The sequence below is a fragment of the Sphingomonas sp. GW821-FHT12D09 genome, from assembly GCF_058807215.1.
Map to the genome: position 1 here is coordinate 1,150,025 of NZ_JBXAQL010000001.1, position 26,187 is coordinate 1,176,211.

Here is a 26,187-nt window from a genome sequence, read left to right on the forward strand (position 1 = left end):
CATGCCCGCCCCGTCGCAGCTCAACGCCGCGCAGGCCCTTCCCGGCTTCGACCCATTCTCGGGTGCGCTGCACAGCGTCATTGCCGGCGAGATCCGCGAGATGCGCATGAAGCTGGAAGCGCTTGCCGAAGTGCTCGTCTGCGACGAGCACTTCGCGGCCTCCTATCTCGAGCAGCTGCAGGATTTCGACTATCTGATCCAGCATGCCGACGAGTGCGTGAACCTGCTCGAGCGGATCGCGGGCGGCGAGGATTCGCTGTCGGCGATCAGCCATATCCGCCTGGGCGCGGTGCAGCAGCGCATGCGCGACGCGCTCCGAGGCGACTGACATGGCAGCCTATGGCGGCAATGATCGCCCGATCGTCATCATCAAGAAGGTCAAGAAGGTCGCCGGGGGACACCATGGCGGCGCCTGGAAAGTCGCATATGCCGACTTCGTGACCGCGATGATGGCGTTCTTCATGCTGCTGTGGCTGATCGCCAATCCGGACAAGCAGCGGCTGAAGGGCCTTGCCGCCTATTTCTCGCCGAGTGTCTCGGACACCGCGCCCTCGACGCCCGTGATGGGAACGTCGGAAGGCGCAGGCGGCCAGGCGCGCAAGTCGTCGAACGACAGCAGCCGCGCCAACGGCACGCCGACCACGCAGGCCGCGACCGCCGGCGCCTCGCGCGGCGGCACCGCCAACGTGCCCGACACCTCGATGCGCGTACTGGCCAGTGAGTTGCAGGTCGCGCTCGATTCCACGCCGCAGGACCAGTCGCGCAAGAACGTGGCGATCGAACCCGATCCCCAAGGCATGCGCATCACGCTGATGGACACCGACAAGCAATCGATGTTCCGCGCCAACACCGCCGAGCTCAACCCCTTCGCCAAGTCGCTGCTCGCCAAGGCGGCGGCCAAGCTTGCCCAGTCGGGCGGCCAGATCGCGATCGAAGGGCACACCGATGCCTCCGGTGGCGGTCAGAGCGATGCCAATTGGCAGCTGTCGAGCCAGCGCGCGCTTGCCGCACGCCAGGCGATGATCGCCTCGGGCATGACGCCGGACCGGTTCGCGCAGATCATCGGCATGGGCGGCACGAGGCCGGTCTTCCCGGATCAGCCCGACCGCCCGGAGAACCGGCGCATCACCATCGTGCTGAAGGCGGAAGCCTCGTCGCTTCCGAGCGACAGCAGCTTCAAGTTCTGACCCAGTTTCGAGTAACCGCGTCATGAAGAAGATCCTGTTCTCGCTCATCGTGCTGCTCGCCGGGCTCGGCCTGGGCGGCGGTGCCGCGCTCGGCACCCTGATGATCCTCGGCCCGCGCCCGGCGCATGCCGAGACCAAGGCGGCCGAAGCCGCGGACGCGGCGATGACCTTCGTGCCGGTGGACAAGCTGCTCGCGCCGCTGGTCACCGCCGATGGCCGGCTGACCGGCTATGTCCAGTTCCAGTTCAACCTGGAAGTGGCCGAGGACAAGGCGGACGAAGTGACCAAGCGCCTGCCGCTGCTGCTGCACGCGATCAACATGCGCACCTTCAAGACGCCGATGTCGGCCGGCCCGGACGGGCTGCTCCCCAGCCTCGACCAGTTCCGCAAGGTCGTCGAGACCGCGGCGCCCGAAGCGTTCGGTGCCGGCGTGGTCCGCAAGGTCGCGATCACCCAGGCGACCCCTGCGTAATAGTACGTATTTTGCACGTTTAGGAACAGGCCGGGCCGCCGAGCGCTCTATAAAATACGGGTACGCAACTACACCGAGGACATCGTGGAACTCATCCCCGCCAGTGCATTCGAGGACCGCGAAGAGTGGACCGAACGCGCACCGCGCGCGGTAGCCACGCTCCTGGTCGCCAAGCTGAGCCATGAGGGAAATCCCGGCCAGCTCTGCCGTGTTCGCAACATCTCCGAGATGGGCATGCAGATCGACACGGTCGCATCGCTGCTGCCGGGCATGCACATCACTGTCGAAACCCGCGGCGGCGCGCTGCTGAGCGGCACAGTCGCCTGGACACAGGCCAAGCGTGCCGGCGTGCGCTTCGACGGGCCGGTCGACATGGACGCGATCCTGGGCAAGCCCCAGGCGGTGGCCACGGCTCCCAAGCCCCGCTCGCCGCGCTTCGTGGCCGAGATCCCGGTGAAGATCAGCTCCTATGGCCGCTCGATCGACGTGGTGCTGGCCGATCTTTCGCAGGGGGGCGCCTGCCTGCGCCTGCAGCGCTCGCTGCGCGTCGATACCGATGTGATCCTGATGATCCCGGGCCTGCCGACGCGCCGCTGCACGACGCGCTGGAGCGACGACGAATTCGCTGGCGTCTCCTTCCACGACCCCATTTCGTATCTCGAGCTCTCGACCTGGCTGGACAGTCCTCACGCGCGCGGCTGACCGGTTCGACGAGACACGAACGCGCTCGTGCTACGGCACGGGCGCCTTTTTATTGGCGGCGAGCCGTCCCAGCCTGTTCCCCTGAACTGTTCCCCGGCGAAGGCCGAGGCCCAGTTGCGATATCGTCGAGAGGATCCCGCGCCTGGCCACATGCGCCGAGGCTGGGCCCGGCGCTCGCCGGACCGAAGAAGAGAATGTACTACAACGCGCGCCCGATCCGCCCGCGGAAAGTCACAAAAGTCTCGACACCCATGGCCCGGAGGAAATGTAGGATCGGTGCCGTCGCGCGCAGACATCTCGGCACATGCAGCTTCCCGACAAATCCGCTATGGCTTTCCGGGTCTTGTGATATTGTATCACGATGTTTAGGCCGCTGCCTCGACCCGTGACGCTATCGTTATCGTTATCGTTGCTGACCCTCTTGTGCGGGTGCGAGGACCGGCGGGAAGAAGAGGCGTTGCCCGCAGCCCCAACCGTGCGAGAAGAGGAAGTCTTGAACGTCGTCCTCGCGGACATAGAGGAGATCGACGACTCCTCCTGCCTTGAGCGCATCGTAAGCCCGGCAAGCAACTTGTTTTGGCCCGGAGCCCTATCGTTTGGTGACGGCAAGCTCACCCACGCGGGCGATGCGCGGTTTGATGAGATCGCTCCGCTACGGACTCGCGCCAAAGCGGTGCGGCCCGTGTCGCTCCGTATGCCCGATCAAGCCGAGCGCCGCGGCTTTCGTGTGGTTGAGAACGCAAGCACCGTTCCGTCGTGTCGCGTGCGCATTACGCTGCACCCGCCGCTCTTCGACGACAATTTCGCGGTAGTGGCTAACGATGTGCAAGTTGTGGGCATGGCTGGTGGCAACACGTACATCCGAGTTCTTCGCTTTCACGGCGGGCGCTGGCGGAGCTATGCGTTCGGCGTCTCCAGCTGGGGACGTGCGATCATCTAGATCTTCGAAGCGCAGTCGTCGCATGCCCGCAACTGGCGCGAAAGCGGTTACAGCGACCTGTAGAAGGCACCCCCAAACAAAAAGGGGCGAGCGCATCGGCGCCCGCCCCTTCCCTGAACCCTTGGCGGCTTCGCCTTATGTGGCGAAGCTCTTGACCAGCGACCCGGCGACCAGCGCCCAGCCATCCACCAGCACGAAGAAGATGATCTTCATCGGCAGGGATATCGTAGGTGGCGGGAGCATCATCATGCCCATCGCCATCAGCACCGCCGACACCGCCAGGTCGATGACCAGGAACGGCAGCAGCAGCAGGAATCCGATCTCGAAGGCGCGGCGCAGCTCCGAGATCATGAAGGCCGGCGCCAGCGTGGTGAGCGGCGTCTCGGCGCGGCTCTGGACCTTGGTGTTGCCGAGATCGGCGAACAGCTTGAGGTCGCTGTCGCGCACCTGGCCCAGCATGAATTTCTTGAACGGTTCGGCAGTACGCTCGAACGCGACCTGCTCGGTTATCTTGCCCTTGGTATAGGGATCGACGCCCTGCTCCCACGCCTTGTTGAAGGTGGGGGCCATCACGAAGAAGCTGAGGAACAGCGCCAGGCTGATGATCACCGGGTTCGGCGGCACGCCCTGTGCGCCGATGCCGGTACGCAGCAGCGAGAGCGCCACCACCATGCGCGTGAAGCTGGTGACGGTCATCAGCAGGCCCGGGGCCAGGCTGAGCACGGTCAGCATCAGCACCAGCTGGATGGCCTTGGCCGACAGCGCGCCATCCGCGCCGGTGGCGCCCCCGAGGTTGATCGAGGTCCCCTTCGACTGGGCGAACGCCTCAGCCGGTGCGAGGATCAGGGCGGCGACCAGCACCGCGAGAAGCTTACGCATCGAGCGCGGCCCGGACCGCTGCACGGTTCCACCGCGTGGTGTTGCGCTGTTCGCGGATACGCTTGGCCGGGCGCTGTGCCGGCTGGGCACAGGCAGCGACGACCGTGGTGGCGCGGGCGTTGGTAGAAGCGGACTTCTGAGGCTGCGCGACCTTCTTGGCCGGCTCGGCCTTCTCAGCCTTCCCGGGGAGCGCGACTGCCTTGGGCAGCTCGATCAGCTTGGAGATTTCGGGCAGCTTGGGCAGCTCGACCTTGTCGACCAGCTTGGCGAAATTGCCGCGCAACGCGGCCAGATCGACGGCGAGGTTGGCGACGGGCGCCGGCTCGGCTTCGGGCTCAGGCTCGACCGGAACGGGAGCGGCGATGCCGGTCTCGATGGTCGACTGGCCTTCGGGACCGAACATCACAAGATGCTCCATGCCGTCGCGGCGGATCAGTGCGACCGAGCGCTTGGCATCGACCGACAGCCGCTCGACGATCTCGATCCGCTTGCGACGCGAACTGGTCACGCGGCCGGGCAGCTTCACGTCATAGCGCTTCACGAACCAGAGTGCGCCGGCGAGCATACCGAGCACCATTCCGAGCGCACCCAAGGTGCGCAGCATCGACAGGATATCCATCAGTGGCGCAGCTTCTTCACGAGCTCGGTGATTTCGAGCGACATCACTTCGCCATCGACGAGCACGACGCCCTTCGCGACCAGTTCATCGTTCACATACACGAGCGAGGGATCGTCCTGGCTGCTTTCGAGGGGGATCATTGCCCCACGGCTCATCTGCAGGACCTGCCGGATCGGCACATCCGCCGAGCCCAGCACGATCGAGAGATCGACCATAATACCTTCGAGAACCGACATGCGTGTTCCTTTCTGGATTAGTTATAGGAACCTTTTTTCCGCGTCCGGCGCCGACCCCGGCAATTTTTGCCTACAATGGAGGAAACGGCCCGACGGGGCCCGACTGGAAGGACGATCATGGACCTCAAGACTTCGCTCGGCATCTCCGCCTCGGGCCTGCGCGCGCAATCGCTGCGCATGCGCGTGATCGCGGAAAACCTGGCGAACCAGGACTCGGTGTCGGACACACCGGGCGGCAATCCTTATCGCCGCCGGGTGGCCAGCTTCGCCGCGGAGGTCGATCGCTCGACCGGCGGCCAGGGCGTCAAGGTCAAGTCGATCGAGGCCGACAAGTCCGACTTCCTCAAGGTCTACCAGCCCGGCCACCCGGCCGCGGACAAGGACGGCTATGTCCTCAAGCCCAACGTCAACGGCTTGATCGAGACGGCCGACATGAAGGCCGCGCAACGCAGCTACGAAGCCAATCTCAATGCCATCGAGGCCGCGAAAAGCCTGACGATGCGTACCATCGACCTCCTCAAGTAAAGGAACCAGGGAATGTCCATCGGAGCACTTGATGCGATGTCGGCCTATGGCCGCGTCTCGGGCCTTGGCAGCAACAGCAAGACCGACCCAATCAAGACCGGCGGCAGCGCCGGCGGGTTCGGCGCCATGGTCGAGAACATGGTCACCGGTACCGCCGACCAGATGCGCACGGCCGAGAAGGCATCGGCGATGCAGGTTGCCGGCAAGGGCGACCTGATCGACGTCGTCACTGCGATCGGCGCCGCCGAGACTGCACTCGAGACGATGGTTGCGGTGCGCGACCGCGTGGTGAACGCCTATTCCGACATCATGCGGATGCAGATCTGACCGCGATCTCGCTTTCTTCGTTCCCCGGCGAATACCGGGGCCCAGTATCGAGCTGGTTGGATGGTGCAGTGAACCTCTCAGATTGTATTGCAACTGGGCCCCGGCCTTTGCCGGGGAACATCTCCTTCCTCTCCTCGAACAGCTTTCGGGACTGATCGCATGCTGCCGTCGCAGGTCATGGCGCTGGCGCAGAGCGCGCTGATGCTGGTGCTCACCGTCGCGGGTCCGCTGCTGCTGACCTCGCTGATCGTGGGCACCGTCATCGGCCTGCTCCAGGCGCTCACCCAGATCCAGGAAAGCACGCTCACCTTCGTCCCCAAGCTGCTGGCGATGGGATTGGTGTTCCTGCTGATGCTGCCCACCATGGGCACCGCGCTCAGCGACTTCATGACCAAGATCAGCAGCCTGATCGTGACCGGCGGATGATCCAGCTGCCGCCCGACCTCGCGCTGCAGGTCTCCGCCTTCTTCATCGTCTTCGCCCGCGTCGGCGCAGTGCTCATGCTGCTGCCGGTGTTCGGCGAGGAAGCGATCCCCGGCCGCATCCGGCTGATGATCTCCTTCGCGATGTCGGCGGCGATCTATGCGCTGGTCGGCGCCCCTGCCCGCGCGCTCGTCGAGAGCGGCGCGATGTTGCCCATGGTTCTGGTCACCGAGCTGATGACCGGGCTGGCGATGGGCATGATCGTCAAGATCCTGTTCTTCGCCATTTCGATGGCGGGATCGATAATCTCGACGCAGGTCGGCCTTTCCTCCGCGGTGATCTTCGATCCCGCACAGAGCAGCAGCACCCCCCTGCTTGCCAAGTTCGTCACCATGGCGGCGACCCTGGTGTGCATGGGGATGCAGGTCCACCATCTGTGGCTGGGCGCGGTGGTGCATAGCTATCAGAGCTTCCCGATCGGCGGCATGCCGCCCGCGCATGACTTCGCGATGCTGGCGGTCGAGGCGATCACGCGCTCGATGACGCTTGGGCTCAGCCTGTCCGCGCCGCTCCTCATCTACGGGATCGTCTTCAACGTCGTGCTCGGCCTCTCGGCCCGCGTTGCACCCGCGATCCAGGTCTTCTTCATCGCCCAGCCGCTCAACCTGCTGCTCGGCATCAGCCTGGCAGCCGCCACACTCGGCACCATGCTCACCTTCTTCGCGACCGCCATGGGCGATGCGATGCAGGGAGGCTGGTGATGTCGGGCGATACGGACCAGGACGACAAGACACACGACCCAACAGACAAGAAGCTGGAGGACGCCCGCGAGAAGGGCGATGTACCGATGGCACCCGAGATGAAGCAGGCCGCGATGTTCATCGGGATGCTCGTCGTGATGGGTGGCCTGGGCACCTACACGATGCAGCTGATGGGCAATCTGTTCGTGCGGCTATGGGGCAGCGCCGACGATTTCCGGATCGAGCCGACAGGCGCCGAGGGCTTCGCGACCGGCGTGATGAGCGCGGTCGCCACCGCGCTACTGCCGATCCTGGGAACCCTGTTCGGCATCGCGCTGCTCGGCGGCATCCTGCAAGGGCGGCCGATGATGAGCTGGAGCCGCGTGAAGCCGAAATGGTCGAAGCTCAATCCGGCCAGCGGCGCCAAGCGCATGTTCGGCAAGCAGGCGATGGTGGAGTTCGGCAAGACGCTCGCCAAGCTCTGCCTGGTCGGCAGCGTGGCGTCATATCTCGCATGGCCCCATGCCGCCACGATCGATTCCATGGTGGGCGCCGACCTGCAGCAGGTGGGCAGCGCGGCACACGGCATCGTCTATTCGATGCTGCGCCCGATCGCGATGCTGGTGGGGGCGCTGGCCCTGTTCGACTTCGTCTGGCAGCGCCGCGCGTTCCTGAAAAAGATGCGCATGAGCCTCCAGGAGATCAAGGACGAGCACAAGCAGAGCGAAGGCGATCCGCACATCAAGGGCAAGATCCGCCAGCTCCAGATGCAGCGCTCGCGCAATCGCATGATGCAGAATGTGCCCAAGGCCAGCGTGGTGATCACCAACCCGACCCACTATGCGATCGCGCTGCAATATGATCATGGCGCGATGGCCGCGCCGGTGGTGGTGGCCAAGGGCGTGGATGCGGTGGCGCTCAAGATCCGCGAGATCGCCGGCGAGCACGGCATCCCGATGGTCGAGAACCGGCCCCTGGCCCGCGCGCTTTATGCCAGCGCCGAACTCGATCACCCGATCCCGGTGGAGCATTATGCCGCGGTGGCCGAGGTGATCAGCTACGTCCTGAAGATCGCGGGCAAGAAGCGCTAGCGCCTGCGCCCCGCCCTGCTAGTCTCGGCTGGCAGAGGGAGACGCAATCCATGTGGACACGCAGGGCACTGCTGGGCGCCGGCGCCGCCGGTATCGTCGCACTGAACGCGCGAGCGGAAAATGCCGCGGCCGTGCCGGTGATCGACCGGCTGCGCCTCACCATCCTCGCCGACAGCAATGTCTCGAGCTTCGCGCCGAGTGTCGAGCGCCCGGGCCTGCGCATCGCGCCCCCTGCCCGCGCGGCATCCTCCTACCGGCTGACGCTGCGCGGCGAATGGGGCTATTCGGTGTTCGCCGAAGCCTTTGCCGGCGAGACGCGCCACCGCATCCTGATCGATTTCGGCTACACGCCCGAAGGGCTGGCCAACAACATGGCGATCCTGGGCGTCGATCCCGCGACGATCGACGCGATGGTGCTGAGCCACGGCCATTATGATCATTTCGGCGGGTTCCCCGCAGTGGCCGGACGGGTGCGCAAGGGCACGCCACTGTATGTCGGCGGCGAGGAGGCGTTCTGCGCAAGGCTGCGCGGCACCGAGCCGGGTAATCCTAGCTTCGGCACCTTCGAAAAAGCGGAGCTGAAGAGCGCAGGCGTCGACCTGCACATCGCCGCGACGCCGCAGACTATTGCAGAGTCCGGCTTCACTACCGGGCGCGTTCCTTTGGTTTCACCCGAAAAGCCCAGGGTGCCGACCGCGATGATCCCCGGCCAGGGCTGCACCCGGGCGGATCTGGATGCCGACCGGCGCGACCTGGATTTTTTCGTAGACGATGGCGTGCACGAGCTCGGCACAGCGTTTCACCTGAAGGGCAAGGGCCTGGTGGTGATCGGATCGTGCAGCCACCGCGGGATCATCAACACGGTGCTCGCCGCCAAGGCGGCTTCCGGTGTGGACAAGGTCCATGCGATTGCCGGCGGCTTCCATCTCGTCCAGCCGCAGACACCGGCCCAAGCACTGCAGACGCTGGACCTGATGACGGCGCTCGACCCCGCCTTCGTCTTCCCCGGCCATTGCACCGGCGAGGCGTTCATCGCGCCGGCGATCGCGAGGATGCCGGATCGGGTGTTCCGCACCGTAGTGGGCAGCCAGATAGAATTGGGTTGAGGGCGGAGGCACAAAGCCCCCGCCCCCATCCGGTCAGAACTTCAGGCGCGCGCCGGCCGAGAGCACCACGGCGTGCGCATCCTGCAGCTCGCCATTGGTGATGATCGGCGTCTGTGCCGCGGTGCCGGCATAGGCTGCGGTCACGCGATCGATCGGCGCATCGGCGAAGGTGACATAGTTGGCCGCGATGTCGAAGCTGAGCTTCCTGCTCGCATTCAGGCTGCCGCCCAGGCCGAAGTTCCAGCGGTTGGAGTCCGGCACGCGGGCATCACGCTCGCCGTCCTGGGTCGGCGTGATCGCGCGCTGGACGCCGGCACGCAGCGTCACCTTGGGCGACACGGCATAATCCACGCCGCCGGCATAGCTCCAGCTGGTGCGATAGTTCTCGGGGATCGCCGCGTTCACGGGCGCGCCGATGCGGATCGCGTCGAACTTGTCCCAGCCATAGCGGATCACCTGCGCGTTCAGGGTCAGCTTGTCGGTCGCCGCGAAACGGGCGCCGGCAATCGCCTGCGACGGGGTGTAGAACTTCGCCTCGATACCCGAGAGCGCCATGTTCGACGTGGCGAGCGGGCCGACGAGGCCGGAAACGGTGAGGTCACCCTTCAGCGTGTGCTCGATTGCCGACTTGTAGCTGAGGCCCAGGGTGAAGCGGCTGCTATGCAGCTGCACGCCGGCGGTCCAGCCGAAATCCCAACCATCGCCCTTCAGCTCCTGGCGGCCATCGGCAAGCGCGGCCGAGAGGTTCGGCAGTGCGTTGCTGAGGCTGGCATCGGTGTACTCGACGTTGAGGCCCGCGCCGACACGCAGCCAGTCGGTCACGGCAACCCCGATGCTCGGCTGGATGTCGATCGTGCGCAGCTTGGTCTTGTCGGCGCTGTAGCGCGCCCAGCTGTCCGCCGGATAATCGGTGGTGAAGCTGAACGGCGAAGTGACCGACAGGCCGAGCGCGATGCGGTCGTTCAGCGGCACGGCAATGGCGCCCGAGGGCAGCACGCCGTTGTTGATCGGGTTGCGGGTGACGCCGTTGCCACCAACCGGCGCAGCTGCCTGGCCCGGACGAACGATCAGCGTGCCATTGTCGGCGACTTCACCGCTCGGCAGGATCGCCGAGACACCTATCGTGGCGTCACCATCCTCGAGGCCGCCGATCGAGGCGGGGTTCCACCAGATCGAAGCCGAGCCGGTGTCGGCCGCCTCACCCGAAAAGGCGCGGCCGGCGCCGCGGGCGGACTGTTCCTGGAGGTAGAAGGCCTGGGCGTTGGCGGCCTGAGCGAAGCCGACGAGCGTGAACAGCGCACTGCCGGCGGCAAGCGAGATCTTGAACGGGGACATGTCTGTATTCCTTGTACGCGGTACTGAATTGGGAAGATGGAAAGCGCGGCGGCTTAGCGCACGCGGGTCCAGGTCTGGGTGCGGCAGAACGGCTTGAACACGCAGCCGCGCAGGTTGAGCTGGTTCGCACCGGTCATGGTGATCTCGGCGCTATAGGTCTTGCCGTCTTCGGCATTGTAGATCTTGCCGCCATACCAGCCGCCGCTCTGCCAGTTGAAGCCAGACAGGATCTGGAGGCCCTGGATCTTGCGACTGCGCAGCGACTTGTCGCTGTTCTTCACATCGGTGGTGTTCGGATTGGCGCGCAGCCCGTCCGACGTGACCACCTTGCCGCAGATCGACGTGCCGCAGCGCTGGATCTCGACGATGCCGTTCTTCACGGGGGTCTTCCAGCGGCCGACGACGATATCAGAGGCGGGCTGGGGTGCCGGGGCTGCAGCGAAGGCCAGCCCGATCAGCAAAGCAAACATACGCGATACTCTCCTCGAGGGGTATCCATGCCGCGCTCTGCCGGTCGGTCATGGGGCACGGCCACGCGCCTTTCGAACGCGAAACCGGTATCGCCTCCCTAGGTTCCAAAGAACCGGTATGCAATTGCGTTCGTTTTTGAAACTGAAAAGCCGCGGATGCCGTAGCGGAAGCCCGGGTGCGGATCAGGCCTGCATATCGAGCTTGGCCAGCTCGACTCGGACACGCACGTCGATGTCCGCCAGGATCGAGGCCAGCGCGGGGTCGTCGGAGGCTTCGAAACTCTCGGACCATTCGACGATCGCCTCCAGCCGCGCCGGGCTGACGATGCCGGCGACCAGATCGCGGTGCAGGCTGTCGAGCTGGTCGATCCCCTTTTGCGCATCGACCGACTGCTTGCGGCGGCGCTCGATCGCGGGATCGGCGGCGGCGAGCGTGACGAGCATCGCGACCGAGGGGTTGAGCGGCTGGGCGGCATTGGTGTTCTGGGCCAGCGGCGCGCGGGCGGCGGGCCCTTCGCCCTCGGCCACCGAGAAGCTGGACGCGACCTTGGGCAGCGCAGCCATCAGGCTCCGCAGCAAGGGCGCTTGCAGGTTCTCGATACGCACGAAATTCATTCCCCGGGCACTTTTTGCCTACCTCTATCCTATAAGAGAATTATCGGAAATTTTCCACTTCAAAGGGTTATATGCTGCGCTTTGCCGCTCCCATGATCGCCCTGCTGCTGAGCCTGGGCATCGCACCGGCCGCAACGGCCCAGACGCGCATCAAGGATGTCGTCAACGTCGAGAACGTTCGCGACAACCAGCTCGTCGGCTATGGCCTCGTCGTCGGCCTGGCCGGCACGGGCGACCGCCTGCGCAATTCGCCGTTCACCGAGGAATCGATGCAGGCCATGCTCGAGCGCATGGGCGTCAACATCCGCGGCACCGAGATGAAGACGCAGAATGTTGCGGCCGTCTCGATCACCGCGACGATGCCGCCCTTCTCGCGCAACGGCTCGCGGATCGACGTGCAGGTCTCCGCACTCGGCGACGCCAGCAGCCTGCAGGGCGGGACGCTGATCGTCTCCTCCCTTCGCGGTCTAGACGGCGAGATCTATGCCGTCGCGCAGGGCAATGTCGCCGTCTCCGGCTTCAAGGGCCAGGGCGCCGCCGCCAGCGTGAGCCGCGGCGTGACCACTTCCGCCCGCATCGCCGGCGGCGCGATCATCGAGCGCGAAGTGCCCTATTCGCTGCAGTCGGCCACCGGCCTGAAGCTGGCGCTCAAGAACCCCGATTTCGCCACTGCGGACCGCATCGCCGGCGCGATCAACGCGAAGTATCCGGGCAGCGCCACCGTGCTCGACCCGGCGACCGTGCAGCTTACGCCGGGACCGAACTTCGTCGGCAACGTGATCGACCTGGTCACGCGCATCGGCGACCTGTCGATCAAGGTCGACCAGCCCGCCCGCGTGGTGATCAACGAAGCTTCGGGCACCGTGGTGATGAACGCCGATGTACGGATCACGCCGGTCGCGATCGCCCAGGGCGGCCTGACCATCACCGTCACCGAGAGCCCGCAGGTCTCGCAGCCTGCTCCGCTCTCCAACGGCCAGACCACCGTCGTCCCGCGCACCAACGTGCAGGTCAATGACGGCAATGGCGCCAGCCTGGCGATGGTCGACGGCGCCAGCCTGCAGGCGCTGGTGAGCGGGCTCAACACGCTGGGCGTCTCCCCGCGCGATCTGATCACAATCCTTCAGGCGATCAAGAGCGCCGGCGCCCTCCAGGCCGATATCGAGGTACAGTGATGCGCGACGTGACTTCCACTACCGCCCCCCAGGTCCAGGCGCCCGCCGCCAATCCCAAGCTCGACGCTAAGAACAAGGCGACCGCGAAGAATTTCGAGGCCGTGTTCCTGGGCCAGATGACCAGCATGATGATGTCGACCGTAGACCAGGGCGAAGGCGAATTCTCCGGCGGGCACGGCGAGGACATGTTCCGCGGTATCCTGACCGAGAAGCTCGGCAACGCGATCGCCGACCGTGGCGGCATCGGCCTGGCGCCGATCGTGCTCGACCAGATCATCAAGCTCCAGCAGGGTAACAAGTAATATGTCCGCGCAGCTCATCGACGCGATGGTTTCCCTCACCCAGATCATGGAAGAGGAGAGCGAGAAGCTCGCCCGCGTACCTTTCTTCCCCGAGCTTCCCGAGTTCGCCGCGGTCAAGATGCGGCTGACCGGCCGGATCGAGGCCGAAGTGGCGCGGATGAAGCGCGAGGCGCCCGACGACTGGGCCGAGAAGCTGGCGCCCGAGGAGCGCGACCAGCTGGCCGACGCCAGCCGCGGCCTGCGCGACGCCTCGACCGTCAACGCCCAGATCCTGGCGCGCCAGATCGAGCTTTCGGTCGACATGATGGGCGCGATCGCAGCCGAGGCGCAGCGCCTGACCGGCAGCCGCAGCACCACCTATGCCGCATGCGGCGGGCTGGCGGGGACGGATGCCCCGGCACCGATCTCGCTCAACGCGCGGCTGTAAGCGCACCCAAAGTACACGAAATTCACGCCAAGCGCGGATTCGCGCGGCGTGGACTTCGTCCTATCGCACGGGCTGCCGACTCAAGCGAAACTTAACGAACCTCGTGCGGGGCGGGAAGAAAATCGCGTGAGGTTTGCAGCAATGCTGCACGGACGCCGGCTTGCGCTTTTCCTATTTTTCCTACGGATCAAAGAGCGGCCGGGCGATACGCCCCGCTGCGTGAGCCAAGCAGGCGAAATCCTACATTGCAAGCCTCTCTCCCCGGCGAGGGCCGGTGCCAGCCTTGACGTCTTGAACGCTGAGTCCGGGCCGGGAAGGTCTACGCGCGCACTGGCCCCTGAAACAAGTTCAGGGTGACGGAAAACGGATCGGGCGCCTGCCGCCTGAGATCCCGGCTCTCGCGGGGATGACGAAGGGTGGTTCGCCCGACTTGGCCAGACGAAAAAGGCCCGCGATCGCTCGCGGGCCTTTCGTCTTCCGAAGAAGCGCGGTGCCTTAGCTCTTGCCCACCGCGGTCTTAAGCATGCTGATCTGCTTGCGGTACAGGTTGGTCATCGCGGTGAAGTCGGCCTGGACCTGGCCCAGCTTCAGGAGCTGATCTTCGAGCGTGACGTTGTTGCCGTCGGGCTTGGTCTCGCTGACGTCCTTGTCGAGCACGATGCCGGCGCCGGCCGGCTGGATCGCGCCGAGGCCCTTCATGCCCGCGGTCAGCTGGACACGCGGCTTGGCGATGGTGATGCCGCCGGCGCTGCCGACCAGCTCGGAGAAATCGGCATCCTCGACGGTGCGCGCCTTGAAGCCCGGCGTCTCGCTGTTGGCGATGTTCTGCGAGATCACGCGCTGCTTGTCGGAGAGATTCTCCATCTGGCGGCGGATGCCGGAAAGGATCGGAGGTACATCCATGATCAGAATCCGTAGGTGGAAGAGGAAGTGGAGCTGGTCAGGCGATCGAGCGCCGCCTGGTAGTTGGCGAGCTGCGCGTTCACGATCGTCGTGCTTTCAGTGCCGGTCGCCGAGTTCTTCTTGGAGCCGTTGACCAGGTTGGTCTTGGCATCGTCCCAATAAAGCGAGCGATAGGCGGTCTGCGACATCGACATCGCATCCTTGATCTTGGCGAGCGCCGCCTTGGCATTGTCCGCATTGGCGAGGCTGAGCCCCTCGCTCAGATCGAGTCCGTAATTGCCGCCTGGGCGAACCTTGGGCGCGTTGCTCGAGACCGGCGCGGGGCTGGCGATGCGCATGGGCGCCATGCCGAGCTTGGCGAGCGCATCGCTCTCGCCGGTGCCGGCAAGGAGATCGAGCGTGTGGCCCGACTTCATCGTGATGCGCAGCTGCTGGACACCGTCCACCGCAGTGGCGGTAACGGTGGCCTTGGAGGCGCCGAGCATGCCCTGCATGCGCGTGGCGATCGACGAGAGCGTATCGTCGGCAAGCACGGTGAGCTTGCGCGTGCTGCCGTCATCGGCCTTGAACGAGAAATAGTCGCCGGCCTTGAGCGCGGTCTGCGTCGTCACCTTGGACGAGGCGACGGCATTGATCGTGCCGCGGCCGAAGCCGAGTGCCGACACGCCGCTGGCGCCGCCGGCATCGGCCGAGATGCGGACCGGCTCGGTGCGCTGCAGCGCCTGGCCGAACTGGGTGGTGTTCTCGATCGCGCCGGTCGCGGCATCGATGCGCGAGACGAAACCATCCGTGGAGCCACGACGCGTGGCCGCCAGGTCGCCGGTCGTGCGACCGCCGGCATAGAGCGCGTCGCCCATGAAGGCGATGCTGTCGATCTGATCGTCCGCAGAGGAGCCGACATAGGTGGTGCTCGCGCCCGACAGGCTCGCGTCGATGCGCGTGACGAACCCGTCGCGGCCGCCGCTGGCCGAATTGACCTGCGTGCCCGAGATCGCTGCCGAGGTGGCACCGCCCACCGCAATCGTGCCGTCGTCGGCGACGGCAATCACGCGGGCGTCCGCGGTGCCAAGGCTGATGCTGCACAGGTTGGTGGCGAGCGACGAGCCCTGGAGCTTCTGCAGCTCCGCGGTGCCGTCATGCGAGACGAGTGCTAGGACGTTGCCGTCATTATCGACCTTGAGCGCGTTAACGCTGTCGATGCCCGTTCCGGCGATGGTGGTGCGCTCTGCGACCTTGCCGGTGGTGCCGTCGATCTTCGCCACGAAGCCGTCATTGCCGGTGGCGATGCGCCCGCCGACATAGATCGAGCCGTCATTGCCGACAGCGACCGCCTTGGCGACATCGGTGCCGCCCGAACGGATGACGGTCGAGAATTTCTCGTCGCCGTTGGCCGCATATTTGGCGACGACCATGTCGCCATCGGTCGAGGCGCCCCCGAAGCTGCCGGTGACCGTACCTGCGACGACGATGCTGCCATCGGGTGCGAGGCTGACCGCCGCGCCGGTGGACGAGCCGGTGGCGCCCAGGCTGCGCTGCCACACGACATTGCCCGCGCCGTCCACCTTGGTGAGGAACAGGTTGTTGTCGCCGTCGGACAGGTTCGCGCCAAGGTCGCCCTTGGTGGTGCCGACGACATAGCTGTTGCCCTGGGCATCGGTGATCACCGACGAAGCATCGGTGTTCGAATAGACGTTGCTGGTCGTGGTCTTGTTGGTGATGACCTTGCCGTCGAGATTGGTCGAGGTCGTGGTGACCGAAGTCGTCTTGCCAGCCAGCACGTTCTGGGCGGTGGCGATGCGATCGAGCGCCTGGATCGTACCCATCGAGACGCGGGTGTTGTCGCCCGCGGGGTCATCGAGGCGGAAAAGCTGGGTGGAGCTCGGCGAATCCAGCGCGGTCTGGCCGGTGGCGACGACCAGCGCGTCCTTGGCGTTGGTCTGATCGAGCGTCACCTGCTCGATGCCCGTCGGGTTCGACAGGGTGAAGCCCCATTTGCCGCCCTCGTTGGTGACCTTGAAGCTCGACTTCCAGCGCGGCACGGCATCGCCATTGGCGTCGAGCTGCGGCGTGCCGTCGGCCTTGAGATTGGGGATCGAGGCCATCGCGGCGTTGAGCATCGCCGCGACGCTGTCGAGCGTAGGCGGCTGGGTGCCCTGCGACAGATCGACCGAGACCGTCTGCGCGGAAACGCCGGGCTTGCTCAGCGTGACCGAGAATTGCTCGGTGCCGGTCAGTCCCGGGATCGCTTCGCTACGTGTCTTGACCAGGCCCTTGCCCTCGGTCGTGTAGACGTCGGTGGCGGCGAGCTTGGTCGACGTGGCCGAGGAAGAGGGCTTGCCATAGGCAAGGCGCACCAGGTCCGACGGCGCCGTGGACAGATAAGACTGGAGATCGCCCAGACCCTTGAGGAAGGTCTTCTGGAGCGTGGCGCGCTGGGCATCCGACGTGGTCTTGGCGTTTGCGGTCTCGGCGAGCACGCGCAGCTTGTCGAGCGCCTTGTAGGTGGTGAAGCTCGTCTGGATATCGTCGGGCAGGTAGGTGCCGTTGGCATCGGTTACCGACTTGTCGATGATCGTGCGCAGCGCGCTGATCGAGGCGACCTGGCTGGCATTGACCGGCAGCGCGTCCTCGCTCTTCCACGGCGCGAGCGTGGTCGCGGTGGTGAACGCCGCCTTGGCGGTGCGCACGGCCTTGCTGTCATAGGTGACCGCCGACACTGCCGAGGTCATCGTCGAACTCGACCCCGTCAGGATGCTCAACCCGATCAGACTGCCTGATAAATTAACCGTCATCGCGATCCGCACCGCCTTCCTCGATCCTATAATAGAGGGAAAGCCGCCCCCACCTTCGTGTGCGGGTGCAATTTTTTCGCGAGGGAAACGAAAAAAATGACCGTGATGGCGCCGATTGCCGAACCGCCCGAACTGAAGCGCTTCAGTGGCTCGCAGCGGGCCGCTGCCCTGATGCTGGCGCTGGGCAAGGAACATGGCGCCCCGATCTGGGAGCAGCTCTCCACCGACGAAGTGAAGGAGCTGTCGTCGAGCATCGCCGGGCTGGGCCGGATTCCGGCGCCGGTGGTCGAGCATCTGCTCGTCCAGTTCACCAGCGAGATCGCCTCGATGTCGTCGATGCACGGCAGCTACGAGACCACCGAGCGCCTGCTCGCCGGCATCCTGCCGAGCGACAAGGTCAAGGAGATCATGGAAGACATCCGTGGCCCCTCGGGCCGCACGATGTGGGACAAGCTCTCCAATGTCAGCGAAAGCGTGCTCGCCGGCGCGCTGAAGCATGAATATCCGCAGACCGTGGCGGTGATCCTTTCCAAGCTGCGCCCCGACCATTCGGCGCGCGTGCTCGCCGAGCTGCCGCGGGACTTCTCGGTCGACGTCGTGATGCGCATGCTGCGCATGGAGACGGTGCAGAAGGACGTGATCAACCAGGTCGAACAGACGCTGAAGAGCGAGTTCATGACCAATTTGTCGCGCTCGCAGAAGCGCGACCCGCACGAGGCGATGGCCGAGCTGTTCAACTCGCTCGACCGCTCGACCGAGGAAGCGATGCTCAATGCGCTCGACAACAAGGCGCCGGAAAGCGCCGAGCGGATCCGCGCGCTGATGTTCACCTTCGAGGACCTGGGCAATCTGCTGCCGCCGGCGATCGCCGCGATCGTCCGCAGTGCCGACAAGCGGCAGATGGCGCTGGCGCTGAAGGGTGCGCCGGAGAGCCTGAAGACTCTGTTCTTCGGGGCGATGACCGAGCGTGCCGCCAAGCTGCTGCGCGAGGACATGTCGGGCATGGGCCCGGTGCGCGCCCGCGATTGCGAAGAGGCCCAGTCGGCGCTGGTGCGCCTGGCGAAGGACCTGGCGGATCGCGGCGAGATCCTGCTCGTCGATCCCAAGTCCGACGACGCGATGATCATCTAAGGAGCCGGAGCGATGAGCATGCACGCCCATGTCGAGCGCTTCGGCTTCGACCGCGTCTTCCAGGTGCCGCCGAGCCGCGGCGCGCCGATCGGTCCCGACGCCGCGCTCGAAGTCGCGACGCTGCGCGCCGAGCTGGCGCTGCTGCGCAACGAGCAGGAGTCGGCGCTCGCGCTGGCCCGGGCGCAGGGCTATGAGGCCGGGCTCGCCCAGGCGCGCGCCGAGCGTGAGGTCGCCCTGCTGAGCGCAGTCGACGCGCTCCAGGCCGGCATCGAAGGCATCGACGCGCAGTTCGGCCAGGTTTCCGAGCGAGTGACCGGCGAGGCGACCGAAGTCGCGCTCGCCGCCGCCGAGCTGATCGCCGGCCACGCGCTGGAAGTGGCGCCGGGCATGGCGATCGACGAAGCGCTGGGCCGCGTGCTCGGCCAGGTCGCGCGTGGTACCGAGCTGCAGATCCGGGTCCATCCCGACCTGATGGAAGATATCGAGGGGCGCATCGCCGACCGCCAGTCGCGCGACCGCCGCAAGCTCAACCTCACCGTCGTCCCCGACGAAACGATTGCCGTGGGCGATGCGCGGATCGGCTGGGAAGAAGGCGGGCTCGCGCTGGACGCCGAGGCGCGGCGCCAGGCCGTGGTCGAAGAGCTCGAGACCCTGTTGAAGGCGGCCTGATCCTCCGCATCTTCAAGACGCCCCGGCCTGCAACGCCGGGGCGTTTTTGATTCCGGGAAAAGCCAGCCCGTAAAAGTCACTAGGCAAAAATTTCCCCCGGCAAAAACTGCCGCCTTCCCCACCCCTCTATAATGTCTGCAAGGGGCATCCTCGCCCCGCCAGTTCCATCGAACGGGGCGACATTGGAAGCGATCAAAAATCTCGTAGGCCAGATCGGCCCCAAGCGGCTGATGATCATGGGAGGCGTGGCGCTAGCGCTGCTCGCTGCCCTGGCCTTTGTCGCCACCCGCGGGTCGAACTCGACCATGGGGTTCCTCTACACCGACCTCGACCCCTCGGCCGCCGCGGCGATCACCGAGAAGCTCAAGGCGCAGAATGTCGAGTTCCAGCTCTCGGCCGACGGCACTTCGGTGATGGCGCCGCAGGACAAGCTCGCGGAGCTCCGCATGAGCCTCGCCGGCGAGAAGCTGGGCGGCAAGATCGGCTATGAGGTGCTCGACGAGGAGCAGCCCTTCGGCGTCTCCGCCAGCCGCGCTAAGATGAACGAGACGCGCGCCATCGAAGGCGAGCTCTCCAAGTCGATCCAGACCATCCAGAACGTCACCGCCGCACGCGTCCATATCGTGATGCCGGAGCGCGCCATGTTCGCCGAGGAGAGCCGCAAGGCTACCGCCGCGGTTACCGTGAAGACGCGCGGCCGCATCCCGAGCGAGACCGTCGCCTCCATCCGCTACCTCGTCTCCTCCTCGGTCCCCGAGCTTTCGCCCGATGCCGTCTCGGTCGTCGACCAGACCGGCGCGCTGCTCGCGCGTGCCGGGGACTCCAGCACGGCCAGCGCCGGCGACGCCGATGAGCGCCAGCAGGCCGTCGAAGGCAAGCTGCGCGACGAGATCGAGTCGCTGCTCGAGCCGATCGTCGGCCAGGGCAAGGTCCGCGCCGAAGTCTCGGCCCAGATCGACCGCGACCAGTCGCGCGAGGAATCGAACGTCTTCGATCCGGACAAGCAGGTCATCTCGCACCAGGTGAGCGTGGAGACCGGCGACCAGAACCGCGAGAACGACGCCGGCTCGCAGACCGCTTCGGTGGGCAACCAGCTTCCCGCAGCCCAGATGGGCAGCGCCGCCGGCCCGGGCAATTCGCGCCAGTCGAACAGCAACCAGACGTCGGAAGACACGACCTACGACAACAGCTCGACCAAGACGGTCACCGTCCGCACCCCGGGCAAGGTGAACCGGCTGAGCGTCGCGGTGATGGTCGATGGCGGCGACAAGGGCCTGCCCCAGGCGCAGATCGACCGGCTCCAGCGCCTGGTGGAGAACGCCGTGGGCGCCGACACCCAGCGCGGTGACAGCGTCGTCGTCGAGAGCATGAAGTTCAACACCGGGGACGCCCCCGCGGACGCTACCGCCAGCTTCCTGTCGGCGCTGCCGATGGACCGGATCTGGAGCCTGCTCCAGCTGGTGGTGATCGGCGTGGTCGGCCTGGTGGCGCTCCGCATGCTCAAGCCCAAGCCCGTACCGGGTGCAGCGGTGGCCGAAGCCCCCGCCCAGCTGGCCCCGACCCATTCGCCCGAGATGCTCGCGCTCGCCGAGCGCGCCGCGGACGGCGATGTGGAGGCGATGGCCCAGCTCGAAAACATGACCCCGCCCGACGTGCCGCAGCTCGATCAGGAGATCGCGCTCGCCCAGGTCGACGGCCGTATCAAGCTCTCCGCGCTCAAGCGCATCGGGGATGCGATCTCCGCGAGCCCGCCCGAAGCGGCCTCGGTGATCCGCCAGTGGATGAACGCATAGGACCATGACCATGGATATCGAACCCCACGACATCATCCCGTCCGAACCGGCGGCTGACCAGGCCCCCGTGTTCGAGGATTTCGACCTCAACCTCGGCGGTGACACGCATCACGTCGGCAGCGAAGGCCTGGAGGCCGTCCATGACGTGCCGGTCAAGGTGCAAGCCGTGCTGGGCCGTGCCCGCATGCCGATCGGTGAGCTGCTCCAGCTCGGTTCGGGCACGGTGGTCGAGCTCGACCGCCGCGTCGGCGAACCGGTGGACATCTTCGTCAACGACCGGCTGATCGCCCGCGGCGAAGTCGTCCTGATCGACAATGCGCTGGGCGTCACGCTCACCGAGATCGTGCGGGCCGAGCATTGAGCATGGCCCCCATCCGGATGCTGCTGATCGGCGCCCCGGGCAGCGAGTTTCGCCGCGCGGCGGAGCTGGCGCAGAGCGCAGGCGCGGAGGTCACCATGGCCGACACGCCCGGCGCCGCGCTGGAAACGCTGCGCGCGCAAGGCGCCGACCTGGTGATGATCGACGTGCTGGAAGACGTTGCACGCTTCCTGGGCGACCTGCGTAGCGAGCGTTTCGTCGTACCCGTGCTGGCCTGTGGCATCTCCGCCCCGGCCGAGCGCGCGGTGGCGGCGATCCGTGCCGGCGCGCGGGACTATGTGCCCCTGCCCCCGCAGCGCGAGCTGATCGCGGCGGCCATCGCTTCAGTGGTCGAGCGTCAGACGCAGGTGCGCATCGGCGGCAACCCCGTGCTCGACCGTGCCATGGCGCTCGCCGCCGCGGTCGCCCCGAGCGGCGCCCCCGTGCTCGTCTCCGGCGGCAAGGGCAGCGGCAAGGAAATGATGGCGCGCGAGATCCACAAGCTCTCGGCCCGCCCGGATCCGATCGTCTCGGTCGAATGCGCCGGCGTTGGCGCGGACGTGCTCGAATCCGAGCTGTTCGGGCACGAGGCCGGTGCCTTTCCGGGCGCCGCCGCCCGCCGCGTCGGCCGCCTCGAAAGCGCCCGCAGCGGCACGATCTTCCTGCGCGAAGTGGGCGCGCTTGCCCCCGCGACCCAGGCCCGGCTGCTCGCCGCGCTGATCGAGAAGCGCTTCAAGCGCCTTGGCGGCGAAGAGAGCGTGCCGATCGAGGCGCGGCTGATCGCATCGACCAGCATGGACCTGGAGCTGGCGGTGGAAGCCGGCAGCTTCCGCGAGGACCTGCTGGTGCGCCTGAGCCTGGCGCGCATCGAAGTGCCGCCGCTCGCCGAGCATGGCGACGACATCGCCGCGCTGGCGAACCTGTTCATCGAGCAGTTCGCCGTGGCCGACGGCCTGCCAGCCCGCCCGCTGGCGGACGGCGCGATCGCCGTGCTGCGCGCCTATGGCTGGCCGGGCAATATCCGCGAGCTGAAGGAATGCATCCACCGCGCCACGCTGCTGGCGCACGGGACCCGCATCGAGGCCGAGGACCTGACCCGCTCGGACGGTTCGCCGCTCGAGGCGCTGGTGCAGCTGCCCGCGGCCGATGGCCGGATCGAAGTGAACAGCCTGATCGGGCGCACCGTGGAAGAGGTGGAGCGCGAGCTGATCCTCGGAACGCTGGAGCGCTGCCACGGCAACCGCACTTCGGCATCGAGCATCCTGGGTATCTCGGTGCGCACGATGCGCAACAAGCTGCGCACCTTCATCGAGGGCGGCATCGCCGTGCCGCCCGCGGCCTGAGCCGCCCCTCGACCCCTATTTGAGTGAGTGAGAGCAGAATGCCTCCAGTGATCGCCAATTTCATGCACAAGATCGGCGCGAACCGCGACATGGCGCTCGCGGGCGGCGTGGTCGCGATCATCGCGATGCTGATCCTGCCGATTCCGGGCTGGCTGCTCGACCTGGGCCTGGCCCTGTCGATCACCGTCTCGGTGATGATCCTGATGACGGCGCTGTTCATCGAGAAGCCGCTGGAGCTCAGCGCCTTCCCGACGATCCTGCTGGTCGCGACGATGCTGCGGCTGGGCCTCAACCTCGCTTCCACCCGACTGATCCTCACCCACGGGCATGAGGGCCATAACGCGGCGGGCGGTGTCATCGGCGCGTTCGGCGAGTTCCTGATGGGCGGCGAGGTCATCATCGGCCTCACCATCTTCATGATCCTGATCGTCATCAACTTCGTCGTGATCACCAAGGGTGCGGGCCGCATCGCCGAAGTCGCGGCGCGTTTCAGCCTCGACTCGATGCCCGGCAAGCAGATGGCGATCGACGCCGACCTGTCGGCCGGCATGATCAACGAGGATCAGGCCAAGGAGCGCCGCGCCGAAGTGGAAGCCGAGAGCGGCTTCTACGGCTCGATGGACGGTGCCTCCAAGTTCGTGAAGGGCGATGCGATCGCCGGCCTGCTGATCACCGCGGTCAACATCGTCGTCGGCCTGACCATCGGCGTCGTCTCGCACGGCGTGCCGATCGGCGAGGCGTTCCACACCTATACCGTGCTGACCGCAGGCGACGGCCTGGTCAGCCAGATCCCGGCGCTGATCATCTCTATCGCCGCAGGCCTGCTCGTCTCCAAGGGCGGCGTGAAGGGCAAGACCGGCGCGGCGCTGGGCGACCAGCTCGGCCGCTATCCCAAGGCCTTCGGCATGGTCTCGTTCCTGATGGGCGCGCTGGCGCTCATGCCGGGCCTGCCGTTCATCCCCTTCGCGATCTTCTCGGCCGGCTCGGGCTATGCCGCGTGGAGGATGAGCAAGAACGCCGCCAACAAGGTTGCGCTGGAAAAGGCCGTCGCCGCGCAGGAAAAGGCCGCCGAGGCGATCGTCGAGCAGCCGATCTCGCAGACGCTGGCGATCGACGCGGTGCGCATCGAGATCGGCTATGCCCTGCTGCCGATGATCAACGACGAGCAGCGCGAGCCGCGCCTCGACGACCAGGTACGCGCGCTGCGCCGCCAGATGGCGACCGATTTCGGCTTCGTCCTCCCCTCGGTCCGGATCATCGACAATATGGGCCTCAAGCCCAGCGAATATGTCATCACGATCAAGGAGACCGAGGCGGCACGCGGCGAGATCCGCGTCGACAAGCTGCTGATGATCAATCCGGGCGGCGGCCCGGCCGGCCTGCCCGGCGAGCCGACCAAGGAGCCGGTGTTCGGCCTCCCTGCGCTGTGGATCGATCGCGAGCTGCGCGACGAGGCGGGCTTCCGCGGCCTGACCGTGGTCGAGTGCGGCACGATCATCACCACGCACCTGACCGAGCTGGTGAAGGAGAACATCGCCGACCTGCTCTCCTATTCGGAGACGCAGAAGCTGCTGACCGAAGTCCACAAGGACTCGGAGAAGCTGGTCGCCGATATCGTGCCGAGCAAGGTCTCGATCTCGAGCGTGCAGCGCATTCTGCAGAACCTGCTGAGCGAAGGCATCTCGATCCGCGACGTGCCGACGATCCTGGAAGGCATTGCCGAAGCGGCGCCGCTGACCAGCAACCTGACCCAGATGACCGAGCATGTCCGCTCGCGCCTGGCCCGGCAGATCAGCGCGGCACAGGTGCGCGGGGAGGCGATCCCGGTGGTGACGCTGTCGCCCGAATGGGACCAGGAGTTCGCCGAAAGCATCCTGGGCAATGGCGACGACCGCCAGCTGGCAATGGCGCCAAGCTCGCTGCACAAGTTCATCGCGCACGTCCGCGAGACCTATGACCGGCTGGCGCAGGACGGCGAGATCCCGTGCATGCTGACCAGCCCGGCGATCCGCCCGTTCGTCCGCTCGATCATCGAGCGCGTGCGCCCGGCGACGGTGGTGCTCTCGCAGAACGAGATCCATGCCCGCGCCCGCATCCGCGCGCTCGGCACAATCGGCTGATCAGGACCCGCTGGGCCACAGTCATCCTATAATGGAAATTGCGGGCCCAGACGCCCGCCGTCGAGGCACCTGAATGCAGATAAATACCATCGGGTTTCCCACGGGCCTATTCGGCGCAGGGGGCGCCGCTCCCGACGCCGGTATCGGCTTCGCGCAGTTTCTTGGCGCACCGGCCAACCCGGCCGGCGCTGGCGGGACTGCGGGTGCTGTTCCGAACCTGGGCGTGACCCCGCCGCTCGCTTCGAATGATACCGTGGCACCCGCCGCGACGATGAGCATGGCCCAGCTGCTGACCACCGCCGCGCCGCTGGCGCCGCCGGTCGCTGCCGCCCCGATTGCCACCGTCCCGGTCGACACCGCCCCAGTAGCCGATGCACCGGCTGTGGCGGCTCCCGAGGCGCAGCCGATCGTCGACGATCCTGCGGCCGCCGCGCTGCCCGAGGAGGCTGCTGCAACGGTGCCGCAGGCGCCGGGCAAGCCGATCGTCCAGGTCAAGCCGAACCAGCCCGCCAAGCCGGCGCCGGACGCGAAGCCCGAGCCGAGCCTCGACCTGGTCGCCGATCCGGCTCCCCAGGCGCCCGTCGCCGAAGCGTCGGTGGCACAGCCTGCCGAGGACGCCAAGACCGAGACGCCGGCAAAGCGCAGTCCGCGCCTTGCCAAGGACGTCGCCGAAGAGATTCCCGTCACGCTGGATGCCCAGCCGACCGCTGCCGATCCATCCATCGTCATGGCCGCCGTCGCCCAGGCGCCGGTGCGGCCCGAGCTGGCGGTCAAGCCCCAGCCCTCGCCCACCCGCCAGATCGGCGAAGTGACCGGCAAGCCCGGCAAGACGGATGCCGTGCGGGCCGAGCCTGACACCGCCCAGCCGGCGGCCGGCAGCGAAAAGACGCACGCCGCGGTATCGGCGATTGCCGGCAAGGCTGGCGACAAGAGCGACAACGCACCGTCCGACGAGCGCGGCCAGGCGCCGGCCTTCACGCTACGTAGCGAGGCGCACGCACCGGTCCATGCCGCACCCGAGACTGCTCGCAGCCAGGCAGCACCCGCCGTCGCGGCAGCCGAGCCCGTGGTCGCCGCGCGACCCGGCCATCTCGGCCAGCAGATGGGCGTCGAGATCGCGCGCAAGGTCGAGGCCGGCGAGGATACGCTTCGCATCCGGCTGAGCCCCGACAATCTCGGCAAGGTGGAGGTCACCCTCTCCTTCGACGATGGCGGCAAGCTGCGCGCCACGGTGCGCGCCGAGAGCCAGCAGGCGCTCGACATGCTGCGCCAGGACGCGCCCGACCTCGGCCGTGCGCTCGACCAGGCCGGCATCCGCGCCGACGCCCAGAGCTTCCGCTTCGAAAGCGGCGGAAATGGCGGCGGGGCGCAGGCCCAGCAGCAACAGCAGAACCAGAATTCATCCGGCGGCCCGTTCGCCGGCAATGACGAACCCGACACGACCGAAGTCGCGTATCGCGAGATCCGCAGCGACGGCCAGGTCGATCTCCTCGCCTAGGAGCAGCAC

At 66.6% G+C, this 26,187-nt stretch carries 29 protein-coding genes; 21 read left to right on the forward strand and 8 right to left on the reverse strand.

The genetic code is table 11. The features are described 5' to 3' along the window. The first annotated feature begins 1 nt into the window (after position 1). The 5 genes from AC1RPL_RS05200 (at position 2) to AC1RPL_RS05220 (ending at position 3,301) form a co-directional block, all read left to right on the forward strand. Complete coding sequence (locus AC1RPL_RS05200; RefSeq protein ID WP_493068186.1) at positions 2 to 328, forward strand: hypothetical protein; 327 nt, start codon at positions 2 to 4, stop codon at positions 326 to 328. Position 329: 1 nt separating this feature from the next. Further along, positions 330 to 1,187, forward strand: a complete 858-nt coding sequence (locus AC1RPL_RS05205; protein ID WP_493068187.1) for a flagellar motor protein MotB — start codon at positions 330 to 332, stop codon at positions 1,185 to 1,187. Between the two features lie 22 nt (positions 1,188 to 1,209). After that, complete coding sequence (locus tag AC1RPL_RS05210; RefSeq protein ID WP_493068188.1) at positions 1,210 to 1,659, forward strand: hypothetical protein; 450 nt, start codon at positions 1,210 to 1,212, stop codon at positions 1,657 to 1,659. Positions 1,660 to 1,743: 84 nt separating this feature from the next. Further along, the gene (locus tag AC1RPL_RS05215; protein WP_493068189.1) at positions 1,744 to 2,361 is read left to right on the forward strand and encodes a PilZ domain-containing protein; all 618 of its coding nucleotides are present in this window, start codon (positions 1,744 to 1,746) and stop codon (positions 2,359 to 2,361) included. 493 nt (positions 2,362 to 2,854) lie between these two features. Next, positions 2,855 to 3,301 carry a hypothetical protein gene (locus tag AC1RPL_RS05220; RefSeq protein WP_493068190.1) on the forward strand — a complete coding sequence of 149 codons (447 nt, stop codon included), beginning with the start codon at positions 2,855 to 2,857 and terminating at the stop codon, positions 3,299 to 3,301. A 135-nt stretch (positions 3,302 to 3,436) separates the two neighbouring features. Here AC1RPL_RS05220 and fliP read toward each other — a convergent pair whose 3' ends face one another. From fliP to AC1RPL_RS05235, 3 genes are read right to left on the reverse strand one after another with little or no spacing between them, the layout of a single operon-like run. Continuing rightward, a complete protein-coding gene (gene fliP, locus AC1RPL_RS05225; RefSeq protein WP_493068191.1) occupies positions 3,437 to 4,180 on the reverse strand; it encodes a flagellar type III secretion system pore protein FliP in 744 nt (247 codons plus the stop codon). Then, entirely contained in the window at positions 4,173 to 4,799 is a 627-nt protein-coding gene (locus tag AC1RPL_RS05230) for a flagellar biosynthetic protein FliO (RefSeq protein ID WP_493068192.1), read from the reverse strand. The genes fliP and AC1RPL_RS05230 overlap by 8 nt, the downstream gene beginning before the upstream one ends. Continuing rightward, the gene (locus AC1RPL_RS05235; RefSeq protein ID WP_493068193.1) at positions 4,799 to 5,035 is read right to left on the reverse strand and encodes a FliM/FliN family flagellar motor switch protein; all 237 of its coding nucleotides are present in this window, start codon (positions 5,033 to 5,035) and stop codon (positions 4,799 to 4,801) included. The genes AC1RPL_RS05230 and AC1RPL_RS05235 overlap by 1 nt, the downstream gene beginning before the upstream one ends. 117 nt (positions 5,036 to 5,152) lie before the next feature. On the opposite strand from AC1RPL_RS05235, the gene flgC reads away from it, so the two are divergent. The 6 genes from flgC (at position 5,153) to AC1RPL_RS05265 (ending at position 9,247) form a co-directional block, all read left to right on the forward strand. After that, a complete protein-coding gene (gene flgC, locus AC1RPL_RS05240) occupies positions 5,153 to 5,560 on the forward strand; it encodes a flagellar basal body rod protein FlgC (RefSeq protein ID WP_493068194.1) in 408 nt (135 codons plus the stop codon). Between the two features lie 12 nt (positions 5,561 to 5,572). Next, positions 5,573 to 5,887: a flagellar hook-basal body complex protein FliE gene (fliE, locus tag AC1RPL_RS05245; protein WP_493068195.1), complete on the forward strand. Its 315-nt coding sequence runs from the start codon at positions 5,573 to 5,575 to the stop codon at positions 5,885 to 5,887. A 159-nt stretch (positions 5,888 to 6,046) separates the two neighbouring features. Continuing rightward, complete coding sequence (locus tag AC1RPL_RS05250; protein WP_493068196.1) at positions 6,047 to 6,313, forward strand: flagellar biosynthetic protein FliQ; 267 nt, start codon at positions 6,047 to 6,049, stop codon at positions 6,311 to 6,313. Then, entirely contained in the window at positions 6,310 to 7,071 is a 762-nt protein-coding gene (gene fliR / locus AC1RPL_RS05255) for a flagellar biosynthetic protein FliR (RefSeq protein WP_493068197.1), read from the forward strand. Before AC1RPL_RS05250 ends, fliR begins: the two co-directional genes overlap by 4 nt. After that, positions 7,071 to 8,141, forward strand: coding sequence for a flagellar biosynthesis protein FlhB (gene flhB / locus AC1RPL_RS05260; protein ID WP_493068198.1), 1,071 nt, complete (start codon positions 7,071 to 7,073; stop codon positions 8,139 to 8,141). Before fliR ends, flhB begins: the two co-directional genes overlap by 1 nt. 50 nt (positions 8,142 to 8,191) lie before the next feature. Then, positions 8,192 to 9,247, forward strand: coding sequence for an MBL fold metallo-hydrolase (locus AC1RPL_RS05265; protein ID WP_493068199.1), 1,056 nt, complete (start codon positions 8,192 to 8,194; stop codon positions 9,245 to 9,247). Between the two features lie 33 nt (positions 9,248 to 9,280). Here AC1RPL_RS05265 and AC1RPL_RS05270 read toward each other — a convergent pair whose 3' ends face one another. From AC1RPL_RS05270 to AC1RPL_RS05280, 3 genes are all read right to left on the reverse strand, one after another. Next, the gene (locus AC1RPL_RS05270; RefSeq protein WP_493068200.1) at positions 9,281 to 10,582 is read right to left on the reverse strand and encodes an OmpP1/FadL family transporter; all 1,302 of its coding nucleotides are present in this window, start codon (positions 10,580 to 10,582) and stop codon (positions 9,281 to 9,283) included. A gap of 53 nt (positions 10,583 to 10,635) precedes the next feature. After that, positions 10,636 to 11,052, reverse strand: coding sequence for a DUF2147 domain-containing protein (locus AC1RPL_RS05275; protein WP_493068201.1), 417 nt, complete (start codon positions 11,050 to 11,052; stop codon positions 10,636 to 10,638). A 183-nt stretch (positions 11,053 to 11,235) separates the two neighbouring features. Continuing rightward, positions 11,236 to 11,658 (reverse strand): flagellar assembly protein FliX, encoded by a 423-nt coding sequence (locus tag AC1RPL_RS05280; RefSeq protein ID WP_493068202.1) that lies wholly within the window; start codon positions 11,656 to 11,658, stop codon positions 11,236 to 11,238. Positions 11,659 to 11,759: 101 nt separating this feature from the next. Between AC1RPL_RS05280 and AC1RPL_RS05285 the strand changes: the two genes are divergently transcribed. Genes AC1RPL_RS05285 through AC1RPL_RS05295 form a run of 3 tightly spaced genes read left to right on the forward strand, consistent with a single transcriptional unit; the run spans position 11,760 to position 13,571 of the window. After that, on the forward strand, positions 11,760 to 12,842 hold the full coding sequence (locus AC1RPL_RS05285; protein WP_493068203.1) for a flagellar basal body P-ring protein FlgI: 1,083 nt from the start codon (positions 11,760 to 11,762) through the stop codon (positions 12,840 to 12,842). Then, complete coding sequence (locus tag AC1RPL_RS05290) at positions 12,842 to 13,144, forward strand: rod-binding protein (RefSeq protein ID WP_493068204.1); 303 nt, start codon at positions 12,842 to 12,844, stop codon at positions 13,142 to 13,144. Before AC1RPL_RS05285 ends, AC1RPL_RS05290 begins: the two co-directional genes overlap by 1 nt. A gap of 1 nt (position 13,145) precedes the next feature. Continuing rightward, positions 13,146 to 13,571, forward strand: a complete 426-nt coding sequence (locus AC1RPL_RS05295) for a flagellar protein FlgN (protein WP_493068205.1) — start codon at positions 13,146 to 13,148, stop codon at positions 13,569 to 13,571. 495 nt (positions 13,572 to 14,066) lie between these two features. On the opposite strand, the gene AC1RPL_RS05300 is transcribed toward AC1RPL_RS05295, so the two are convergent. Both AC1RPL_RS05300 and AC1RPL_RS05305 read right to left on the reverse strand, forming a co-directional pair. Further along, complete coding sequence (locus AC1RPL_RS05300; protein WP_493068206.1) at positions 14,067 to 14,474, reverse strand: flagellar basal body protein; 408 nt, start codon at positions 14,472 to 14,474, stop codon at positions 14,067 to 14,069. 2 nt (positions 14,475 to 14,476) lie between these two features. Further along, a complete protein-coding gene (locus AC1RPL_RS05305; protein WP_493068207.1) occupies positions 14,477 to 17,233 on the reverse strand; it encodes a hypothetical protein in 2,757 nt (918 codons plus the stop codon). Between the two features lie 129 nt (positions 17,234 to 17,362). On the opposite strand from AC1RPL_RS05305, the gene AC1RPL_RS05310 reads away from it, so the two are divergent. The 7 genes from AC1RPL_RS05310 to AC1RPL_RS05340 all read left to right on the forward strand — a co-directional run bounded on the left by AC1RPL_RS05310 (position 17,363) and on the right by AC1RPL_RS05340 (position 26,178). Continuing rightward, positions 17,363 to 18,397 (forward strand): flagellar motor switch protein FliG, encoded by a 1,035-nt coding sequence (locus AC1RPL_RS05310; protein ID WP_493068208.1) that lies wholly within the window; start codon positions 17,363 to 17,365, stop codon positions 18,395 to 18,397. 12 nt (positions 18,398 to 18,409) lie between these two features. Continuing rightward, complete coding sequence (locus tag AC1RPL_RS05315) at positions 18,410 to 19,066, forward strand: FliH/SctL family protein (RefSeq protein ID WP_493068209.1); 657 nt, start codon at positions 18,410 to 18,412, stop codon at positions 19,064 to 19,066. A 182-nt stretch (positions 19,067 to 19,248) separates the two neighbouring features. After that, on the forward strand, positions 19,249 to 20,859 hold the full coding sequence (gene fliF / locus AC1RPL_RS05320) for a flagellar basal-body MS-ring/collar protein FliF (protein WP_493068210.1): 1,611 nt from the start codon (positions 19,249 to 19,251) through the stop codon (positions 20,857 to 20,859). Between the two features lie 10 nt (positions 20,860 to 20,869). Beyond that, positions 20,870 to 21,220, forward strand: a complete 351-nt coding sequence (fliN, locus tag AC1RPL_RS05325) for a flagellar motor switch protein FliN (RefSeq protein WP_493068211.1) — start codon at positions 20,870 to 20,872, stop codon at positions 21,218 to 21,220. Between the two features lie 2 nt (positions 21,221 to 21,222). Next, positions 21,223 to 22,560, forward strand: coding sequence for a sigma-54-dependent transcriptional regulator (locus AC1RPL_RS05330; RefSeq protein WP_493068212.1), 1,338 nt, complete (start codon positions 21,223 to 21,225; stop codon positions 22,558 to 22,560). A gap of 38 nt (positions 22,561 to 22,598) precedes the next feature. Next, positions 22,599 to 24,680, forward strand: coding sequence for a flagellar biosynthesis protein FlhA (flhA, locus tag AC1RPL_RS05335; RefSeq protein ID WP_493068213.1), 2,082 nt, complete (start codon positions 22,599 to 22,601; stop codon positions 24,678 to 24,680). Positions 24,681 to 24,753: 73 nt separating this feature from the next. Beyond that, positions 24,754 to 26,178 carry a flagellar hook-length control protein FliK gene (locus tag AC1RPL_RS05340; RefSeq protein ID WP_493068214.1) on the forward strand — a complete coding sequence of 475 codons (1,425 nt, stop codon included), beginning with the start codon at positions 24,754 to 24,756 and terminating at the stop codon, positions 26,176 to 26,178. Positions 26,179 to 26,187 lie beyond the last annotated feature (9 nt).

Coding starts and splice junctions, on each gene's coding strand:
- AC1RPL_RS05290 (WP_493068204.1), top strand. CDS start 12,842: ATGCGCGACGTGACTTCCACTACCGCCCCCCAGGTCCAGGCGCCCGCC.
- AC1RPL_RS05210 (WP_493068188.1), top strand. CDS start 1,210: ATGAAGAAGATCCTGTTCTCGCTCATCGTGCTGCTCGCCGGGCTCGGC.
- fliN (WP_493068211.1), top strand. CDS start 20,870: ATGGATATCGAACCCCACGACATCATCCCGTCCGAACCGGCGGCTGAC.
- AC1RPL_RS05205 (WP_493068187.1), top strand. CDS start 330: ATGGCAGCCTATGGCGGCAATGATCGCCCGATCGTCATCATCAAGAAG.
- AC1RPL_RS05330 (WP_493068212.1), top strand. CDS start 21,223: ATGGCCCCCATCCGGATGCTGCTGATCGGCGCCCCGGGCAGCGAGTTT.
- AC1RPL_RS05300 (WP_493068206.1), bottom strand. CDS start 14,474: ATGGATGTACCTCCGATCCTTTCCGGCATCCGCCGCCAGATGGAGAAT.
- AC1RPL_RS05315 (WP_493068209.1), top strand. CDS start 18,410: ATGAGCATGCACGCCCATGTCGAGCGCTTCGGCTTCGACCGCGTCTTC.
- AC1RPL_RS05275 (WP_493068201.1), bottom strand. CDS start 11,052: ATGTTTGCTTTGCTGATCGGGCTGGCCTTCGCTGCAGCCCCGGCACCC.
- AC1RPL_RS05200 (WP_493068186.1), top strand. CDS start 2: ATGCCCGCCCCGTCGCAGCTCAACGCCGCGCAGGCCCTTCCCGGCTTC.
- AC1RPL_RS05235 (WP_493068193.1), bottom strand. CDS start 5,035: ATGTCGGTTCTCGAAGGTATTATGGTCGATCTCTCGATCGTGCTGGGC.
- flgC (WP_493068194.1), top strand. CDS start 5,153: ATGGACCTCAAGACTTCGCTCGGCATCTCCGCCTCGGGCCTGCGCGCG.
- AC1RPL_RS05230 (WP_493068192.1), bottom strand. CDS start 4,799: ATGGATATCCTGTCGATGCTGCGCACCTTGGGTGCGCTCGGAATGGTG.
- flhA (WP_493068213.1), top strand. CDS start 22,599: ATGCCTCCAGTGATCGCCAATTTCATGCACAAGATCGGCGCGAACCGC.
- fliE (WP_493068195.1), top strand. CDS start 5,573: ATGTCCATCGGAGCACTTGATGCGATGTCGGCCTATGGCCGCGTCTCG.
- AC1RPL_RS05340 (WP_493068214.1), top strand. CDS start 24,754: ATGCAGATAAATACCATCGGGTTTCCCACGGGCCTATTCGGCGCAGGG.
- AC1RPL_RS05265 (WP_493068199.1), top strand. CDS start 8,192: ATGTGGACACGCAGGGCACTGCTGGGCGCCGGCGCCGCCGGTATCGTC.
- AC1RPL_RS05285 (WP_493068203.1), top strand. CDS start 11,760: ATGATCGCCCTGCTGCTGAGCCTGGGCATCGCACCGGCCGCAACGGCC.
- flhB (WP_493068198.1), top strand. CDS start 7,071: ATGTCGGGCGATACGGACCAGGACGACAAGACACACGACCCAACAGAC.
- AC1RPL_RS05310 (WP_493068208.1), top strand. CDS start 17,363: ATGACCGTGATGGCGCCGATTGCCGAACCGCCCGAACTGAAGCGCTTC.
- AC1RPL_RS05270 (WP_493068200.1), bottom strand. CDS start 10,582: ATGTCCCCGTTCAAGATCTCGCTTGCCGCCGGCAGTGCGCTGTTCACG.
- fliP (WP_493068191.1), bottom strand. CDS start 4,180: ATGCGTAAGCTTCTCGCGGTGCTGGTCGCCGCCCTGATCCTCGCACCG.
- fliR (WP_493068197.1), top strand. CDS start 6,310: ATGATCCAGCTGCCGCCCGACCTCGCGCTGCAGGTCTCCGCCTTCTTC.
- AC1RPL_RS05295 (WP_493068205.1), top strand. CDS start 13,146: ATGTCCGCGCAGCTCATCGACGCGATGGTTTCCCTCACCCAGATCATG.
- AC1RPL_RS05250 (WP_493068196.1), top strand. CDS start 6,047: ATGCTGCCGTCGCAGGTCATGGCGCTGGCGCAGAGCGCGCTGATGCTG.